At 70.9% G+C, this 17,852-nt stretch carries 20 protein-coding genes; 14 read left to right on the top strand and 6 right to left on the bottom strand.

What is annotated here, in order from left to right; genetic code table 11:
- The first annotated feature begins 1 nt into the window (after position 1).
- From pheS to IE246_RS02980, 3 genes are all read left to right on the top strand, one after another.
- Complete coding sequence (gene pheS / locus IE246_RS02990; RefSeq protein WP_189987415.1) at positions 2–1,072, top strand: phenylalanine--tRNA ligase subunit alpha; 1,071 nt, start codon at positions 2–4, stop codon at positions 1,070–1,072.
- 3 nt (positions 1,073–1,075) lie between these two features.
- Complete coding sequence (gene pheT, locus IE246_RS02985; RefSeq protein ID WP_189987414.1) at positions 1,076–3,475, top strand: phenylalanine--tRNA ligase subunit beta; 2,400 nt, start codon at positions 1,076–1,078, stop codon at positions 3,473–3,475.
- Positions 3,476–3,580: 105 nt separating this feature from the next.
- On the top strand, positions 3,581–4,138 hold the full coding sequence (locus IE246_RS02980; protein WP_189987413.1) for a PAS domain-containing protein: 558 nt from the start codon (positions 3,581–3,583) through the stop codon (positions 4,136–4,138).
- A gap of 15 nt (positions 4,139–4,153) precedes the next feature.
- Here the strand turns inward: IE246_RS02980 and IE246_RS02975 are convergent, their stop codons facing one another.
- From IE246_RS02975 to IE246_RS02965, 3 genes are all read right to left on the bottom strand, one after another.
- Entirely contained in the window at positions 4,154–5,008 is an 855-nt protein-coding gene (locus tag IE246_RS02975; protein WP_189987412.1) for a DUF4743 domain-containing protein, read from the bottom strand.
- Positions 5,009–5,244: 236 nt separating this feature from the next.
- A complete protein-coding gene (locus IE246_RS02970) occupies positions 5,245–5,556 on the bottom strand; it encodes an ACT-like domain-containing protein (RefSeq protein WP_189987411.1) in 312 nt (103 codons plus the stop codon).
- Positions 5,557–5,721: 165 nt separating this feature from the next.
- Positions 5,722–6,387, bottom strand: a complete 666-nt coding sequence (locus IE246_RS02965; RefSeq protein WP_189987410.1) for a J domain-containing protein — start codon at positions 6,385–6,387, stop codon at positions 5,722–5,724.
- 391 nt (positions 6,388–6,778) lie between these two features.
- Here IE246_RS02965 and IE246_RS02960 point away from each other — a divergent pair, with 391 nt between their 5' ends.
- The 8 genes from IE246_RS02960 (at position 6,779) to IE246_RS02925 (ending at position 13,451) form a co-directional block, all read left to right on the top strand.
- Positions 6,779–8,539, top strand: a complete 1,761-nt coding sequence (locus IE246_RS02960) for an acyl-CoA dehydrogenase family protein (protein ID WP_189987409.1) — start codon at positions 6,779–6,781, stop codon at positions 8,537–8,539.
- Positions 8,540–8,573: 34 nt separating this feature from the next.
- Complete coding sequence (locus tag IE246_RS02955; protein ID WP_189987408.1) at positions 8,574–9,275, top strand: class I SAM-dependent methyltransferase; 702 nt, start codon at positions 8,574–8,576, stop codon at positions 9,273–9,275.
- Positions 9,276–9,369: 94 nt separating this feature from the next.
- Positions 9,370–9,567: a twin transmembrane helix small protein gene (locus IE246_RS02950; RefSeq protein ID WP_189987407.1), complete on the top strand. Its 198-nt coding sequence runs from the start codon at positions 9,370–9,372 to the stop codon at positions 9,565–9,567.
- 8 nt (positions 9,568–9,575) lie between these two features.
- Positions 9,576–10,151: a cob(I)yrinic acid a,c-diamide adenosyltransferase gene (locus IE246_RS02945; RefSeq protein ID WP_189987406.1), complete on the top strand. Its 576-nt coding sequence runs from the start codon at positions 9,576–9,578 to the stop codon at positions 10,149–10,151.
- 141 nt (positions 10,152–10,292) lie between these two features.
- The gene (locus IE246_RS02940) at positions 10,293–11,042 is read left to right on the top strand and encodes an electron transfer flavoprotein subunit beta/FixA family protein (RefSeq protein WP_189987405.1); all 750 of its coding nucleotides are present in this window, start codon (positions 10,293–10,295) and stop codon (positions 11,040–11,042) included.
- A 1-nt stretch (position 11,043) separates the two neighbouring features.
- Positions 11,044–11,976, top strand: a complete 933-nt coding sequence (locus IE246_RS02935) for an electron transfer flavoprotein subunit alpha/FixB family protein (RefSeq protein ID WP_189987404.1) — start codon at positions 11,044–11,046, stop codon at positions 11,974–11,976.
- Positions 11,977–12,041: 65 nt separating this feature from the next.
- Entirely contained in the window at positions 12,042–12,911 is an 870-nt protein-coding gene (locus IE246_RS02930; protein WP_189987403.1) for a 3-hydroxybutyryl-CoA dehydrogenase, read from the top strand.
- Between the two features lie 162 nt (positions 12,912–13,073).
- Entirely contained in the window at positions 13,074–13,451 is a 378-nt protein-coding gene (locus tag IE246_RS02925; RefSeq protein ID WP_189987402.1) for an argininosuccinate lyase, read from the top strand.
- A 25-nt stretch (positions 13,452–13,476) separates the two neighbouring features.
- On the opposite strand, the gene IE246_RS02920 is transcribed toward IE246_RS02925, so the two are convergent.
- The gene (locus IE246_RS02920) at positions 13,477–14,124 is read right to left on the bottom strand and encodes a class I SAM-dependent methyltransferase (protein ID WP_189987401.1); all 648 of its coding nucleotides are present in this window, start codon (positions 14,122–14,124) and stop codon (positions 13,477–13,479) included.
- A 124-nt stretch (positions 14,125–14,248) separates the two neighbouring features.
- On the opposite strand from IE246_RS02920, the gene IE246_RS02915 reads away from it, so the two are divergent.
- The gene (locus IE246_RS02915; RefSeq protein ID WP_229836271.1) at positions 14,249–14,476 is read left to right on the top strand and encodes a hypothetical protein; all 228 of its coding nucleotides are present in this window, start codon (positions 14,249–14,251) and stop codon (positions 14,474–14,476) included.
- Between the two features lie 128 nt (positions 14,477–14,604).
- Here the strand turns inward: IE246_RS02915 and IE246_RS02910 are convergent, their stop codons facing one another.
- The gene (locus tag IE246_RS02910; protein ID WP_189987399.1) at positions 14,605–15,645 is read right to left on the bottom strand and encodes a TAXI family TRAP transporter solute-binding subunit; all 1,041 of its coding nucleotides are present in this window, start codon (positions 15,643–15,645) and stop codon (positions 14,605–14,607) included.
- Positions 15,645–16,244: a TlpA family protein disulfide reductase gene (locus IE246_RS02905; RefSeq protein WP_189987398.1), complete on the bottom strand. Its 600-nt coding sequence runs from the start codon at positions 16,242–16,244 to the stop codon at positions 15,645–15,647. The genes IE246_RS02910 and IE246_RS02905 overlap by 1 nt, the downstream gene beginning before the upstream one ends.
- Here IE246_RS02905 and argH point away from each other — a divergent pair.
- Together argH and IE246_RS02895 are read left to right on the top strand one after the other, a co-directional pair.
- Positions 16,243–17,676, top strand: a complete 1,434-nt coding sequence (argH, locus tag IE246_RS02900) for an argininosuccinate lyase (RefSeq protein ID WP_189987397.1) — start codon at positions 16,243–16,245, stop codon at positions 17,674–17,676. The genes IE246_RS02905 and argH overlap by 2 nt on opposite strands.
- A complete protein-coding gene (locus IE246_RS02895) occupies positions 17,673–17,810 on the top strand; it encodes a hypothetical protein (RefSeq protein WP_189987396.1) in 138 nt (45 codons plus the stop codon). Before argH ends, IE246_RS02895 begins: the two co-directional genes overlap by 4 nt.
- Positions 17,811–17,852: the final 42 nt, after the last annotated feature.

Genomic DNA, 17,852 nt, shown 5'->3' with positions numbered 1-17,852 from the left:
CATGGATAACGTGGACGCGTTGCGCGCCGAGCTGCTGGCCGAGGTGGAGCAGGCCGGCGACCTGGAAGCGCTGGAGCAGGTGCGCATCGGCACCCTCGGCAAGAAGGGCCGGATCACCGAGCGCATGAAGACCCTGGGCGGGCTCGACCCGGACGCCCGGCGGGCCGCCGGCCAGGCGCTGAATGCCGTCAAGGACGCGGTCACCGCGGCGATCGAGACGCGCCGCGCGGCGCTGGCCGATGCCGCCCTGGACGCCCGCCTGGGGCGCGAGCGCATCGACGTCTCGCTGCCGCCCCGCCCGGAGCCGCACGGCCGCATCCACCCGATCACCCAGACCATCGACGAGCTGACGGCGATCTTCTGCCAGATGGGCTTCACGGTGGCCGAGGGCCCGGACATCGAGAGCGACTACTACAACTTCACGGCCCTCAACATCCCCGAGGACCATCCGGCGCGGCAGGAGCACGACACCTTCTACCTGCAGCCGGACGCCGAGGGCCGCCGCAAGGTGCTGCGTACCCACACCTCGCCGGTGCAGATCCGGGCGATGGAGAAATCGCCGCCGCCGATCCGCATCATCGTGCCGGGCCGCACCTTCCGCTCCGACCACGACGCCACGCACTCGCCGATGTTCCATCAGGTCGAGGGACTGGTGGTCGACAAGAAGACCCATATGGGCCACCTCAAGGGCTGCCTGATCGACTTCTGCCGGGCGTTCTTCGGGATCGACGACCTGCCGGTGCGGTTCCGGCCGTCCTACTTCCCGTTCACCGAGCCGTCGGCCGAGGTCGACATCGGCTGCTCGCGCAGGGGCGGCGAGCTGAAGATCGGCAACTACGGCGACTGGCTGGAGATCCTCGGCTCCGGCATGGTCAACCCGCGGGTGCTGGCGAACGCCGGCATCGACCCGTCCGAGTACCAGGGCTTCGCCTTCGGCATGGGGATCGAGCGCATCGCCATGCTGAAATACGGCATCCCGGACCTCAGGCCGTTCTACGACAGCGACCTGCGCTGGCTGCGCCACTACGGCTTCGTGCCGATCGCCCAGCCGACCATCGCGGGAGGGCTCTGAGCCATGAAGTTCACCTTGAGCTGGCTGAAGGCCCATCTCGACACCGACGCGTCGCTGACCGAGATCACCGACCGGCTGACCATGCTCGGACTCGAGCTGGAGGGCGTCGAGGACCGCGCGGCGGCGTTCAAGCCGTTCCGCATCGCCCATGTTGTCGAGGCGGTGCAGCACCCGAACGCCGACCGGCTGCGGGTCTGCAAGGTCGACGCCGGCGACGGGGTCGTGCAGGTGGTGTGCGGCGCCCCGAACGCCCGCACCGGCATGAAGGGCGTGTTCGCGCCGTCCGGCACCCACATTCCCGGCACCGGAATCGACCTGAAGAAGGGTGTGATCCGCGGCGAGGAATCCAACGGCATGCTGCTGTCCGAGCGCGAGCTCGGGCTGTCGGACGACCACGAGGGCATCATCGACCTTCCGGCCGACGCCCCGACCGGCGCGAACTGGGCCGAATGGGCCGGGCTGGACGATCCGGTGATCGACGTCGCGATCACCCCGAACCGCGGCGACTGCCTCGGCGTGCGCGGCATCGCCCGCGACCTGGCGGCCGCCGGCGTCGGCACCCTGAAGCCGCTCGACACCTCGCCGGTCGCGGGGACGTTCCAGAGCCCGCTGAAGTGGCGGATCGACCTGCCCTCCGGCCGCGAGCACCTCGCGCCGATCGTTGCGGGCCGCTACTTCCGCGGCGTCAGGAACGGTCCGAGCCCGAAATGGATGCAGGACCGGCTGCGGGCCGTCGGGCTGCGGCCGATCTCGGCGCTGGTCGACATCACCAACTACGTGATGCTCGACCTCGGCCGGCCGCTGCACGCCTACGACCCGGCCAAGGTGACCGGCGACCTGGTGATCCGGCTGGCCCGGCCCGGCGAGAAGTACCTGGCGCTGAACGGTCGCGAGTACGCGTTCGACGAGGACATGCTGGTCATCGGCGACGACCACGGCCCGGACGATCTGGCCGGCGTCATGGGCGGCGAGCGCTCGGGCGTGTCCGACGAGACCACCGACATGTTCCTCGAGGTCGCGATCTTCGACCCGACCTCGGTCGCCGCCACCGGGCGCAAGCTCGGCCTGCAGTCCGACGCCCGCTACCGGTTCGAGCGCGGGCTCGACCAGACCTCGCCGTTCTGGGGCGCCGAGGTCGCGACCCGGCTGGTGCAGGAGATCTGCGGCGGCGAGGCCAGCGAGCTGGTGGTCGCCGGCACCGAGCCGGACTGGCGCCGGCAGATCCCGCTGCGCCACTCGCGGATCGCCGGGCTGTGCGGCGTCGAGGTGCCGGAGGACGAGGCGAGGCGGATTCTCGGCGTGCTCGGCTTCGAGGTGTCGGGCGCCGGGGAGGCCACTTCCGTCACCCCGCCGCCCTGGCGCGGCGACATCGACGGCGAGGCCGACCTGGTCGAGGAAGTGGTCCGGGTGTTCGGCTACGACGAGATCCGGCCGGTGTCGCTGGAGCGCGACGGCAGCGTCCCGCACCCGGCACTGACCCCCGAGCAGAACCGGCGCCGGCTCGCCAAGCGGGCGCTGGCCGGCCGCGGCCTGATCGAGGCGGTGACCTTCTCGTTCCTGCCGGCGAAGCACGCCGCGCTGTTCGGCGGCGTCGGGGCGGAGCGCACCCTGGTCAACCCGATCAGCGCCGACCTGGACGTGATGCGGCCGGCGATCCTGCCGAACCTGCTGGCCGCCGCGGCCCGCAACGCCAACCAGGGCTATCCCGACCTGGCGCTGTTCGAGGTCGGCCCGGAATATGCCGGCGACCGCCCGGAGGACCAGGCCTGGGTCGCCGCCGGCCTGCGCCACGGCCGCACCGGCCCGCGCGACGTCCGCAAGGCCGACCGGGCGGTCGACGTGTTCGACGCCAAGGCCGACGCGGTCGAGCTGCTGGAGGCCCTGGAGGCCCCGACCGCCAACCTGCAGGTCACCACCGACGCGCCGTCCTGGTACCACCCGGGCCGCTCCGGCTGCCTGCGGCTCGGCCCGAAGGTGCTGGCCCGGTTCGGCGAGCTGCACCCGCGGATCCTCGAGGCCTTCGACCTGCGCGGCCCGGCGGTCGCCTTCGAGGTGCTGCTGGACGTGGTGCCGATGCCGAAGCGCAAGGGCCCGCAGAAGCCGCTGCTGGAGCGCATCCCGTTCCAGGCGCTGGTCCGCGATTTCGCCTTCGTGGTCGCCGAGGACGTCCCGGCCGACAAGGTGGCGCGGGCCGCCGCCGGCGCCGACAAGGCACTGATCGACGGGGTGCGGGTGTTCGACGAGTACCGGGGCAAGGGCCTGCCGGAGGACTCCAAGTCGATCGCGATCGAGGTCACCCTGCAGCCGCGCACGGCGACCCTGACCGACGAGCAGATCGAGGCGGTGGCCAGGAAGATCGTCGAGGCGGTCGGCAAGCACACCGGCGGCACGCTGCGCGGCTGAGCCCGGGCCCCGGTCCGGATGGGCGGTTGGCGTTGCGCTCCGCCCCCCGGTGGCCGAGGATAGGCGCTGCGTGACCACCGGACACCGTCTGCCTGAAGGGGGCCGATGGGCAAGGACGCCGCAACCTCGACCGACTGGCACTACGCGAGGTGTCCCTTGGACACCGCGCCCTGGCGGCTGGGGCCGTTCGAGGATCTCGTCGGGCTCTGGCAGGACCGGCGCGGCGGACGCCGGCTGCCGGCCCGCGCGGATTTCGATATCGAGGACTTCGCGTCCTGGCTCGGCCGGGTATTCATCGCCCGGATCGAGCGCGACCCGTTCGATCTCCGCTTCACCCTCTGGGGCACGCAGCTCCGCGACTGGTGGCGGGTCGACTACACCGGCCGGACCCTCGGCGAACTGTCCTCCAGCCCGGAGGCCTGGCAGATCGAGCGGCGCTATTTCCAGGCCATGGACGACGATCCGTTCCTCGGCATCGCCTCGGGGTATCTCACGCTGCACGGACGCGAGCACGTCAAGGTGGTGGCGCTCGACCTGCCGATGTCGGACGGCGGCGACCTGACCCACGTGATGTCCGCCCACATGCAGATCGGCGTCGCCCGGACGTTGTCGAACGTCCTGCCGGACTGTCCGCTGGTCGCGGTCGCCGGCACCGAGCGCTGACGCCTCTCGCCGCCGTCAGGGCCAGGGCTGGTGCAGCCCGACCGAGAGCGCGTGGAAGTCCGGGTGCTCGGCGTCGATCCGGCCGGTGCGCATCAGCCAGTCGATGACCACCAGGTTGCAGTTGTACTTGAACTCGTCCGAGGTCTCGACGATCCGCGCCACCTCGTCGACCGGCATCAGCCGGAACTCGTGGACCTCGCCGTCGACCGGCACCGGCGTGAAGTCCTCGGGCACCTGCAGGTCGTAGGACCAGAAGGCGTGCCGGCGCAGCCCCTGCGGCACCTCCATGGTGTAGCTGACCATCGACACCGGCCGGGCGCGGGCCGCCAGGGTCTCGGGAATGCCGGCCTCCTCGGCGCATTCCTTCAGCAGGTTCTCGCGCGCCGACAGGCCGGCCGGGTGGCCGCCGGCGACCATGTTGTCCAGCCGGCCGGGATAGGTGCTCTTGGTCAGCGCCCGGCGTGCCACCCACATCCGGGTTTCGGCACCGTCGCCGACCAGCCCGTTCAGGTGGAAGCCGCGGTTGACGATGCCGAACTCGGTCGCCACGCCGCGGTCGATCTCGAACAGCGGCTCCGCTCCCAGGCGCTCGATCACCGGATAGGCCTCGCCGCGCAGCCGGCTGATCACGCCGTCCTCCGCCAGCGCGGCCAGCGCGTCGGCGACCGCCCTGGTCCGGTCCCCGGGCGTGGTCAGGTTCGGCTCCAGGTGGACGAGATCCTCGAACACGTGGAACAGCGAGCCGAACCGCATCAGCTCCAGGCTGAGCGGCCGGCGGATCCAGCCGACCTTGGCCGGCCCGACATGGAACGGCACGAAGTCGGCGAGCGAGAACGCGTTGCAGGCGCGGACGTGGTCGAGAAAGGCCATGCAGCGTCTATGCCCCGGCGGCGTCCCCGCCGCAACCCTGCCCGCCGTCGTCCCGGGCCGCACCCCAGCCCCTGCCCCTCATCCCGGACGCCCCCGGAGCCCCTGCCCCTCATCCCGGACGACCCCGGCTCTGAGCCGGGGGCGATCCGGGACCCATCCATCGGCCGCAGCATGGGTCCCGGCTCACCGCTGCGCGGCGGCCGGGATGAGGAAAATGGGGAAACGGCCGTCACGCCTCAGGCGTAGCTCTTCTCGCTGGTCAGCACGCTGGTCACGGTGACCATCTGGCGGATCGCGTGGGCGATCAGCTCGGCCTTGGCGCGGTCGAGGCCGTCGACCTGCAGGTCGATCGTCAGCTCGTCACGGCGGCGGCCGCCCAGATCGCTGTGCCAGCGCTGCGGGATCATGCCGCGCTTGGCGAACAGTTCGAGGACCCGCGGCATGACCGACGGATCGGCGCCCGCCTGGATCGAGAAGCAGGCGACGCGCGGCAGCGGCTCGGCGGAAGGGGAACGGGCGGTGGAGCGGTTCAGACGCTCGGAAAGCATGGGGAATCTCCAACGATGTCGGACGGACGAACAGCACGGTCCCGGCCCTCTACGAGGACCGGGCGGCTAATTCGCCGACCGATGCGGAGCGACGCCCGCAGCTGGAGATCCGAATTCATGGGCAAGATAATTACGCGCGGCGGGAGACCCGGTCAACCGGCATCGTCACCCCAGCAGCCGCGACAGGGCCAGGTTGAGCTGGCTCATGCGCTCGTGGTCGCCGAACGCGGAGTCCGGGTGGTAGATCATCGCCAGCCGCCGCCACCGGCGCTTGACGGTCGTCGGATCCGGCACCGCGGTCGGCGGGAATCCGAGCACGAACAGCGCGTCGGAGCGGCCGGTGATGCCGCGCTCGAGCACCGGGGTGGCGAGGTCGGAGACCAGCTGGCGGAGCGTGGCGTTCTCCTCCGCCAGGCCGTCGCGGGCCTTCTCGACCGCCGCCTCGGCCCGGCGATCGGACGCCGTCACCAGGGCGAGCTGCGCTTCGCCCTCCGCCATCTGCAGCGCCAGCGCCAGCGCCCGGCGCAGGTCGGAATCGCGGTAACCCGCCGGAAGTCGCATCTGGATCCGCGGCTTGCGCTTCAGCACCCGGCCCCGGGACGCCCCCGACCGCAGCTCGATCGCCTCGCGGTCGGCCGGATCCGGCTCGCCGGGGTCCGGAACCCGCGCCAGCTGGTCCGGCCCGACCAGCAGCAGTACCGCACGCGCGAGATCGGCCGCGCTGGCGCCGCGCCGGGCCGCCAGATCGGCCACCCGATCGCGGAACCGCGACGAGCAGGGGACGATATAGGAGGCCCCGCGGGTGCCGGCGGGAGCGGAGGCGTCGGGCATGGTCCTACCACTTGTAGAGGCTGAGGCGCGAAAAACCGCCATATCTGGCCGTCGAGGCACACGGTACTCCGCCCGGCACTTCCGCGCAACCGCGTTCGGAGTTACGGTTTTCCGAGTCCGTTCCGCTCCGTCACCAAGATCCTAACTGTTCCCTAAATTTTTTGGTTAATTCCTGCGCCGAACAGCCTGTAAACGCATATGAAACCCGTGCTTCACACAAGCTTTCATCAAATCCCGAATATTGGTTTTCATATTTTTCAATAGATTACGGAATGAAACTGCATTTGTGCATCAGAACCGCGTCGCTTCCGAACCGATCGTGTTGCAGCGCAACCTGGACCGGCCGCGAATTCCGCGCCAAGGTGATGCAGTCTCAGCTCGGAGCCCGCCGATGACCGATACCTCCACCGCCGCGGCCGCCAACCCGGCGGACCCGGACACCCGCGCCCCCGATACCCGTACCCTGGACACCCGCACCCTGGACACCCGCACCCTGGACACCCGCACCCTGGCCCGTGCCGCCCTGCCGGCCGCCGACTCCGTGCTGGAGGCCGCCCGCCGCAGCGTCGCGGCGCGCTTGGCGCCGGGCGGCCGCCTGGACGGTGCCGCGCTGGAGGCCGAGCAGACCATGGCGCACGGCTTCGCCTGGCTCGCCACCACCGTCGAAGCGCTGCGCCAGACCCTGGCCTGGGCGGACCGGCTGGTGGAGACCGGACGGTTCGGCGACGTCGAGGCGGCATTGCTGGGGGTCGCGTTCGGCGAGTATCTGGGGCAGATCGCCGGCGGCATCCCGATGGCCCAGACCGAGATCGTGCGGCCGCACGATCTCGGTCTGGAGCCGGCGGATCTGGCGCCGCTCGGTTCCGACGCCTGCCGGCGGCTGATGCGCGAGGGCAACGGCCAGGCCGCCCGGGTGGCGCTCGCCGCCCTGCTGCACGACGGTCTCGAGAGCGGCGACCCGGACGGACTCGGCGACCACGGCCTGGACGAGACCCTCGGCATGGTGCGCGAACAGTTCGCCCGGTTCGGCGGCGAGCGGGTCGAGCCGTTCGCCCACGACTGGCACCTCGAGGACCGGCTGATCCCGATCGAGGTGGTCGAGGCGATGGCCGAGCTCGGCACTTTCGGGCTGACCGTGCCGGAGGAGTTCGGCGGGCTCGGCATGGGCAAGGAGGCGCTGGTGGTGGTCTCCGAGACCCTCAGCCGCGCCTATATCGGCGTCGGCTCGCTCGGCACCCGCTCGGAGATCGCCGCCGAACTGATCCGGCTCGGCGGCACCGACGCGCAGAAGGCGCACTGGCTGCCGCGCATCGCCTCCGGCGAGATCCTGCCGACCGCGGTGTTCACCGAGCCGAACACCGGCTCCGACCTGGCCCGCCTGCGCACCCGCGCCGTGCGCGACGGCGACGGCTACCGGGTGCACGGCAACAAGACCTGGATCACCCACGCCGCCCGCACCGACCTGATGACGTTGCTGGTGCGGACCGACCCGGCCGAGCCCGGGTACCGGGGCCTGTCGATGCTGCTGGCCGAGAAGCCGCGCGGTACCGACGCCGATCCGTTCCCGGCGGCCGGCATGACCGGCGGCGAGATCCGCGTGCTCGGCTATCGCGGCATGAAGGAATACGAGATCGGCTTCGACGGGTTCGCCGTTCCGGCCTCGTCACTGCTCGGCGGGGTCGAGGGGCAGGGCTTCAAGCAGCTCATGGCGACCTTCGAGAGCGCCCGCATCCAGACCGCCGCGCGGGCCCTGGGCGTCGGCCGCAACGCCCTCGAGCTGGGCCTTCGTTACGCAGCCGAACGGATCCAGTTCGGCCAGGCGATCCGGCATTTCCCGCGGGTCGCCGCCAAGCTGGCGCGGATGGCGGCGGAGCTGGCGGCGGCGCGCGCGCTGACCCTGTACGCGGCGCGCGAGAAGGACAGCGACCGGCGCTGCGACATCGAAGCCGGAATGGCCAAGCTGCTGGCGGCACGGGTCGCCTGGGCGGCGGCCGACGACGCCCTGCAGATCCACGGCGGCAACGGCTTCGCGCTCGAGTATCCGATCAGCCGGGTCTTGTGCGACGCCCGGATTCTCAACATCTTCGAGGGAGCCGGCGAGATCCAGGCCGGCGTCATCGCCCGTGGCCTGCTGACCCCGGGCCGGAACTGATCGCAGCCCCTTCGGCGGATCCGGAGTGGAACCGATGTCGAAGCGAACCGAAGCCGACACGCAGACCGCGCACCGACTGGCCGAGTTGTGGGAGGCGAACGCCGCGCTCTGGGCGCGGGCGATCAGCGAGGGCCGCATCCCGAGCCGCCGGCAGACCGATACGGCGATCCTGACGTCGATCTCCCGGCACGGCGGCGGCCGCGTGCTGGACCTCGGCTGCGGCGAAGGCTGGCTGGTGCGTCGGCTCAGCTCGGAGGTCGGCTGCCAGGTCACCGGCATCGACGGCTCGCCCGCCCTGATCGGGGCGGCCCGTCGGGCCCATCCGGGCGGCGACTACCGCCACATGACCTATGCCGACTTCGTTGCGGCCCCGGAAGCGGTCGGCGGGTCGTACGACGCGGTGGTGGTCAACTTCGCGCTGTTCGACGACCTCGCCCACGAGCTGCTGGCCGCCGCCGCCTCGCGCCTGACCCTGGGCGGCGCCCTGATCGTGCAGACCCTGCATCCGTGGTCGAGCGCCGCCGACGACTACAGGCACGGCTGGCGCATCGAGAACTTCGCCGACATCGCGACCGAGGGCGAGGCCTGGGTGCCGGTGCCGTGGTACTTCCGCACCCTCGAGGGCTGGGTCGCCCTGGTCCGCGACGCCGGGCTGACGGTGGCGGACCTGCGCGAGCCGCGCGACGCCCAGGAGAAGCTGCTGTCGCTGCTGCTGGTCGGCCGGCGGACCCGGTGACCCGCCGGCGGCTGTCCCGCGCGCGACGATCCGCCACGCCGTTCGGTCGGTTTCGGTATCGCCGGCACCGGCCGCGGGTCTATATCTCTAAGCCATGAACACGATCTTCACCGTCTTCCTGTTCCTCGCCATGGCCGCGACCGTGGGCGCCCTGGTGTGGGGCATCGTCGCGATGGCCCGCGGCGGCGACTTCAACGCCAAGTGGTCGAACAGGATGATGCGCTACCGCGTCATCTTCCAGGCCATCGCCCTGCTGGTGTTCGCACTGCTGCTGTCGCTGACCAAGGGCTGAAGCGCTCCATGGTCCGACTGACCCGCATCTACACGCGCGGCGGCGATCAGGGCCTGACCTCGCTCGGCGACGGCACGCGGGTCGCCAAGCACTCGGCGCGCCCGGCCGCCTACGGCACCGTCGACGAGGCCAATGCCGTGATCGGCGTGGCCCGGCTGACCGCGGCGGCCGACGGCGGCGACGCGACCGACGCCATGCTGGCCCGCATCCAGAACGACCTGTTCGACCTCGGCGCCGATCTGTGCACGCCCGAGCAGGAGAGCCCCAAGTACCCGCCGCTGCGCATCGTCGCCGGGCAGGTCGCCCGGCTGGAGGCCGAGATCGACGCGCTGAACGCCGAGCTGGCGCCGCTCGACTCCTTCATCCTGCCGGGCGGCAGGCCGACCGCGGCGCAGCTGCACCTGGCGCGCACCGTGGTCCGCCGGGCCGAGCGCGAGATCACCGCGCTGGCCGAGAGCGAGCCGGTCAACCCCGAGGCGGTGCGCTACGTGAACCGGCTGTCCGACCACCTGTTCGTGCTGGCGCGCTGGGTCAACGACCGCGGCGGCGGCGACGTCCTGTGGGTGCCGGGAGGCAGCCGGTGACCGACCGCCGTCCCCCGGCGCGTCGCCGCGCTGCACAAAAACTTCCGCCGCGTCACCTTGACACGCTTGGGGGCGCTTTCTAAAGAGCGGGGTCGCCCGGCGGTGATCGGCCGAACCCCCCGTACACGATCGAGGGAACCCATGAAGGTACTCGTCCCCGTCAAGCGGGTGATCGACTACAACGTCAAGGTCCGCGTGAAGGCGGATCAGACCGGTGTCGAGCTCGCGAACGTCAAGATGTCGATGAACCCCTTCGACGAGATCGCCGTCGAAGAGGCGATCCGCATGAAGGAGGCCGGCAAGGCCGCGGAAGTCGTGGCGGTCTCGGTCGGCCCGGCCCAGGCGCAGGAGACCATCCGCACCGCGCTGGCCATGGGCGCCGACCGCGGCATCCACGTGCTGCACGACGGCGAGGTCGAGCCGCTGGCGGTCGCCAAGATGCTGAAGGCGCTGGTCGAGAAGGAGCAGCCCGGCATCGTGATCCTGGGCAAGCAGGCGATCGACGACGACTGCAACCAGACCGGCCAGATGCTGTCGGCCCTGCTCGGCTGGAGCCAGGCGACCTTCGCCTCCAAGGTCGAGATCGGCGACGGCGAGCTGACCGTGACCCGCGAGGTCGACGGCGGGCTCGAGACCGTCAAGGTCAAGACCCCGGCGATCGTCACCACCGACCTGCGCCTGAACGAGCCGCGCTACGCGTCGCTGCCGAACATCATGAAGGCGAAGAAGAAGCCGATCGACCAGTCGACCCCGGCCGAGCTGGGCGTCGACCCGGCGCCGCGCCTCGCCACCCTCAAGGTGACCGAGCCGCCGAAGCGCCAGGGCGGCGTCAAGGTCGCCGACGTGGCCGAGCTGGTGTCGAAGCTGAAGAACGAAGCGAAGGTGATCTGAGATGAGCGCGCTTGTCTTCGCCGAGCATGAGAACGGCGCCCTGCGGCCGGCGACCCTGAACGCCGTCGCCGCCGCCGCCCAGATGAGCGACCAGGTGGTCCTGCTGGTCGCCGGCAAGGACTGCGGTGCTGCGGCCGAGGCCGCGGCCAAGGTCGCCGGCGTCTCGAAGGTCGTGAAGGTCGACTCCGCCGAGTACGAGCACACCCTGGCCGAGAACCTGGCCCCGCTGATCGCCGAGCTGGCCAAGGATCACAGCCACGTGGTGGCGGCGGCGACCACCGTCGGCAAGAACATCATGCCGCGGGCCGCCGCCCTGCTCGACGTCGCGCAGGTCTCCGACATCATCGAGGTGGTCGACGCCGAGACCTTCGTGCGGCCGATCTACGCCGGCAACGCGCTGGCGACCGTGAAGTCGTCGGACGCCATCAAGGTGGTCACCGTGCGCGGCACCAACTTCGAGCCGGTCGCCGCCGAGGGCGGCTCCGCCAGCATCGAGGACGCCGGTGCGGCGGGCGACGCCGGGCTGTCGAGCTTCGTCGGCCAGTCGCTGTCGAAGTCGGACCGGCCCGAGCTGACCAGCGCCCGCATCGTGATCTCCGGCGGCCGCGGCATGCAGAACGGCGAGAACTTCAAGATGCTGGAGGAAGTCGCCGACAAGCTGAACGCCGCCGTCGGCGCCTCGCGCGCCGCGGTCGACGCCGGCTTCGTGCCGAACGAGTACCAGGTCGGCCAGACCGGCAAGGTGGTGGCGCCGGATCTGTACATCGCGGTCGGCATCTCGGGGGCGATCCAGCACCTGGCCGGCATGAAGGACAGCAAGGTGATCGTCGCCATCAACAAGGACGAGGAGGCGCCGATCTTCCAGGTCGCCGACTACGGCCTGGTGGCGGATCTCTTCAAGGCGGTGCCGGAGCTCAGCCAGGCCCTCGACTAGGCCTGGCGTTTCCGGCCGGACGGGCGCGGGGAGCAGGCTCTCCCGCGCCCGGACAGGAGGAGCAAATGCGGCGCATCGGCGTGATCGGAGCCGGCCAGATGGGCAGCGGGATCGCCCATGTCTGCGCGGTCGCCGGGCTGGACGTCCGAATGGTCGACCTGGCCGAGGACGTGCTGTCCCGCGCCGTCGCGCTGGTCGAGCGCAACCTCGGCCGGCAGGTCGCGCGCGGCAAGCTGGCCGACGCCGACATGCAGGCCGCACTCGGCCGGATCACCACCGGCACCGACTACGCGGCACTCGGCGACTGCGACCTGGTGATCGAGGCCGCGACCGAGAACGAGGAGGTCAAGCGGGAGATCTTCAAGCAGCTGGTCCCGCACCTGAGCGCCGAGGCGCTAGTCGCCACCAACACCTCGTCGATCTCGATCACCCGCCTCGCCGCCGCCACCGACCGCCCCGGCCGGTTCGTCGGCATGCACTTCATGAACCCGGTGCCGGTGATGCAGCTGGTCGAGCTGATCCGCGGCATCCAGACCGAGCAGGCGACCTTCGAGGCGGTCAAGGAACTGGCCGAGCGGCTCGGCAAGACCGTCTCGGTGGCCGAGGACTTTCCGGCGTTCATCGTCAACCGCATCCTGCTGCCGATGATCAACGAGGCGGTCTACACCCTGTACGAGGGCGTGGGCTCCGTGGAATCGATCGACACCGCGATGAAGCTCGGCGCCAACCACCCGATGGGGCCGCTGGAGCTGGCGGACTTCATCGGCCTCGACACCTGCCTGGCGATCATGCACGTGCTGTACGACGGCCTCGCCGACAGCAAGTACCGGCCGTGCCCGCTGCTGGTGAAGTACGTCGAGGCCGGCTGGCTCGGCCGCAAGACCAAGCGCGGCTTCTACGACTACGGCGGCGACACCCCGGTCCCGACGCGCTGAATCGGGCGCCGGGTCGGGCCCTGTGCCGTCCGGCAAATCCCGTTTGCCAATCCAAGAAAAATGCCCCAGCGTGACTTTGTCGATCGCTGGACGTCGTGACCGAAGCCTGTCGAGTTCAAGGACTCGGTGCGCAGAGGCGGTGCATTTTCTTGGGAGGCGGGAATGAATAGGCGCATCTGGCTCGGCTCGGTGGCGGTGGCGGCGAGCCTCGCCCTGTCGCCGGCGGCCTGGGCCCAGCAGGCCAAGCAGGACTTCACCCTGGTCAACAAGACCGGTTACGCGCTCAGCGAGGTCTACGTCTCGCCGACCAAGTCCGACGACTGGGAGGAGGACATCCTCGGCCGGGACGTGATGGAGAACGGCGACTCGGTGCATATCAGCTTCCGCCGGGCCGCCAAGTCCTGCCTGTGGGACCTCAAGGTGGTCTACCAGGACGACGACTCCGAGTCGTACTGGGAGGAGATCGACCTGTGCTCGGTGTCGCGGATCACCATCATGTACGACCGCAAGACCGACACCTCGACCGCCACCTTCGACTGAAGCGACCGACGGCGCGGCCGCCCCGTCAGCGGGGAGCCGCGCCGATCAGCGCGACGTTGCCGTGCAGGTGCAGGACCTGCGACGCCATGCCGAGCGCCTCGAACCACGCCCGGTAGTCGTCGAGCCGCGCCGGCCGGTTGGTCTCCGACAGATCCGACTCGTAGGCCGCGAAGCCGTCGGCGGTGCGCATCGCCGCGCCGTGCACCCGCTCGATCCGTCGCCAGATCGCCTGCTGGGCCGGGAACAGGGCCGGTTCGGTCAGCCGGATCCGGTCGTACAGCAGGATCATGCCGTCCGGCGCCAGCCGCTGCCGGGCCCAGGCCAGGACCGCCTGCTTCCGCTCGTCAGCGAGGTCGTGGAAGGTCAGCGCGCTGACCACGAACCGGGCCCTGTCGAACGGCAGCCGGATCGCCTCCGGGTCGCCGAGGTCTCCCTCCACGAAGGCCACCCGCTCGCTGAACCGCGCCCGCCCCTCATCGAGCGAGGCACCCTTGCGATCGACGCCGATCAGCTTGAGGTCGTGGCGGCGCGCCAGCAGCAGGTGCTCCAGGTAGCCGGTGCCGCAGCCGAGATCAAGGACCGTGTCGCCCGGCTCGGCCAGGTCGGTCACGATCTCGACGAGCACGTCGAGCTGTTCGCCGCGGGTCGGATGGCCACCAATCGGATCGTGCACGGATTCTCTCCTGAGTCTCAGAGGGTTGGGCGACGAGCTCGGGTTATCGGGATTTATTCTTGATTTTAGATAAAGTTTTTTGTATCTCCAGACTCGCCTAGAACTCCTTCAGAACGAGGGAATCATGATGACCAGAATGGTTACGGACAAGGCGCTCGCCTTGCTGACTCAATCGGTTGCCGACATCGTCGGCGACGAGACCAAGATCGCGACCGCCCTGTCGAGAGCGATTCACAGCGGAAGCCCGATGGACATGTTGATGGCCCAGGCTTCCTTCGACGACCTGGACTCGACGGTTCGCCGCCAGATCCAGGGCTACGCGCTGAAGCTGGCCGGTGGCACCATGCACTGAGCGGGCTCGGCGCCGGACCCGTCGCCGCGGAACTCCTGACACCGCGTCGGCTGTCCCCCCGGCCGGCCGACGCTCCGGCCGGGGGACACCCCCCGGGAAGGGCGCGAACCGGGCCGGCCGACAGGCCGTCACTGCGCCGCGATTTCGAGGCCGAGTTCCCGGTAGCAGCGGGCGGCGCCCGGGTGCAGCGGGACGTCCACGCCGTCCAGGGCGTTCTCCAGCCGGATCTGCCGGCCGGCGGGGTGGCCGCCGTCCAGCAGCACGCGGGTGGCATCGTTCCACAGCGCTCTGCAGATGGCGTAGACCTGCTCCTCGGGGGCGTCCGCCGACACCACCCACTGCGCACCGACCCCGATGCTCGGGATCTCCGGCGCGCCCGGCCAGTAGGTGTCGGCCGGGATCGGCGAGCGCGACAGGAACGGGTGCTTGGCCAGGATCGCCTCGACCGGCGGGCCTTCGATCGGCAGCAGGTCGACGATGCCGGGGGCCGCGAGGTCGGCCACCACGTTGGTCGGTACGCCGGCGACCAGGACGAAGGCGTCGAGCTCGTCGCGCTGGATCAGCGACGCCGCCGGCCCCGGCTTGAGATACTCGGCGACCACGTCGGTCTCCGCGACGCCGTACGCCTCCAGCACCATGCGGGCCATCAGCAGGGTCCCGGACCCGGGCTCGTCCAGCGACACCCGCTTGCCGGCCAGGTCCCCGACGCCGGTCACCCCGGCGCCGCGGCGGACCACGATCTGCATGCGCTCGGCATACAGGTTGGCGATGACGCGGAGCTTGTCCATCGGCGGCCGCCCGGCGAAGGTCCGCGACCCGTAGTAGGCGTCGTGCACCACGTCGGCCTGCGCGAACCCGGACTCGATCCCGCCGTTCTGGATCGCCTCGACGTTGGCGACCGAACCGTGCGACGAGACCGCCGCGGCGATCAGGTTCGGCACGCCGCAGCTGCCGCCCTGGCCGCACGGCCGAGACCCCGCCGGATTCGAGATCGCGTTCCCGATGATCGCCCCGATCGGGTAATAGGTGCCGTTGACCCCGCCGGTCGCGATCCGGAAGAAGGTCAGCTCCGTCTCCTGCGCGCTCGCCGCCCCGGCCGAGGCCGCCACCGCGCCCCCGAGCGCGCCCCCCAGCGCCAGCATGCGCCCCAGTCGGCCGAGCGCCCCCATCACGTCGCCTCCGGTTTGTCGAGATAGTGCAGGATCAGGGCCTTGGCCTCGGGCGAGTCCCATTCGGCATCGCCGAGCATACGGCCGACGACCCGGCCCTCGGCGTCGATCAGCACCGAGGTCGGCAGCCCCGAGGTTCCGAACGCCCGCGCCAGCTCGGACTTCGGATCGGCGGCGGTGCGCAGGGTCGCGATGCCGAGGCGCTCCAGGAACGGGGCGGCCACGTCGAGCCCCTTGCGATCGACCGAGACCAGCAGCACCTGGAACCGCTCGCCGCCGAGCGCGGCCTGCAGGCGATCGAGCGACGGCAGTTCCTTGACGCAGGGCGCGCACCAGGTGGCCCAGAGATTCAGCAGAACCAGCCGGCCGCGGTACGCGTCGAGCTTGATGGGCCGGCCGTCCGGGTCTAGGAAAGCGGTGCTCGGGGCGGGTTTCGGCTCGGCGAGCGGTTCGTAGGCGCCATAGCCCCCGGTCAGGGGCGGCGGGCCGCCGGCCGCTCCCACGGCCACCACCGCGCCCGCGAGCACCGCGGCGACCAGCGCGGCCGTCAGGCCGAGGCGCCACGGGGATCGAGCGATGCGCCAACCGGAACCCGTCATGACCGATCAATCTCCCGCCGCTAGCCAACCCGAAAGCCGGACGAACGAACTCTGGGGCGGGCGCTTCGCGTCCGGTCCCGCTGAGGTGATGGAGCGCATCAACCCGTCCATCGACTTCGACCGACGATTCTGGCGGGAGGACATCCAGGGCTCGAAGGCGCATGCCGAGATGCTGGTGGCCCAGGGCATCGTCTCGGCCGCGGACGGCGCCGCCATCGCCAAGGGTCTAGATGAGATTTGGGGCGAAATCGAGTCCGGGCGGTTCAAATTCTCGCGCGCGCTCGAGGACATCCACATGAACGTGGAGTCGCGCCTGCGCGAGGTCGTCGGCGAGCCGGCCGGCCGGCTGCACACCGCCCGCTCGCGCAACGACCAGGTCGCGCTCGACATGAAGCTGTGGTGCCGCGGCGCCATCGACGACCTGGAGGTCGAACTGAAGGCGCTGCAGGCCGCGCTGATCGACCAGGCCGAGCGGCACGCCGACGCCGTGATGCCCGGCTTCACCCACCTGCAGGTGGCGCAGCCGATCACCTTCGGCCACCACATGCTGGCCTATGTCGAGATGTTCGGGCGCGACCGCGGCCGCCTCGCCGACTGCCGCCGCCGCCTCAACGAGAGCCCGCTCGGCTCGGCGGCGCTGGCCGGCACGCCGTACCCGATCGACCGCTTCCGCACCGCCTCGGCCCTCGGCTTCGACCGGCCGACGGCGAACTCGCTGGACTCGGTGTCGGACCGCGACTACGCGATGGAGCTGATCGCCGCCGCCGGCATCTGCGCCGTCCACATGTCGCGGCTCGCCGAGGAGCTGGTGCTGTGGACCACCGCGCAGTTCCGGTTCGTCCGGCTGTCCGACGGGTTCTCGAGCGGCAGCTCGATCATGCCGCAGAAGCGCAACCCCGACGCCGCCGAGCTGGTGCGCGGCAAGGCCGGCCGGGTGCTGGGCGCCTTCACCGCGCTGTCGCTGGTCATGAAGGGCCTGCCGCTGGCCTACAGCAAGGACATGCAGGAGGACAAGGAGCCGGTGTTCGACGCGATCGACACCCTCGGCCTCTGCATCGCCGCCATGACCGGCATGATCGCCGACATGGAGGCCAATCCGGCGGCCATGCGGCGCGCCGTCGAGGCCGGCTTCCCGACCGCGACCGACCTCGCCGACTGGCTGGTGCGCGAGGCCGGCCTGCCGTTCCGCGACGCCCACCACGTCGCCGGCCGGCTGGTCAAGGAGGCCGAGACCCGCGGCTGCGGCCTCGCCGACCTGCCGCTCGACGTCATGCAGGCGGCACACCCGGCGCTCGACGAGCGGATCTACCAGGTGGTCTCGGTCGAGGCCTCGGTGAACGCCCGCACCAGCTACGGCGGCACCGCGCCGGAGCGGGTCCGCGAGCAGGTCGCCGAGGCCCGCCGGCGGTTCCTGGACGGGGGCGGGTCGTGACCCGGGTACTGGTGATGACCGCGGTGCTGGCGGCGCTGGCGCTGGCCGGCCCGATCGGCTGCGGGAAACGCGGACAGCTGGAGCCGCCGGCCGGCAAGCCGTCGACCTATCCGCGCTCCTATCCCGCCAACTAATCCCGCCGACCAACCGCCCAACCCTCACCGACGGGGACCAGC

It is taken from the genome of Thalassobaculum fulvum, assembly GCF_014652915.1.
Lineage (GTDB): Bacteria > Pseudomonadota > Alphaproteobacteria > Thalassobaculales > Thalassobaculaceae > Thalassobaculum_A > Thalassobaculum_A fulvum.
This window is presented reverse-complemented; position numbering and strand designations above follow the sequence as displayed.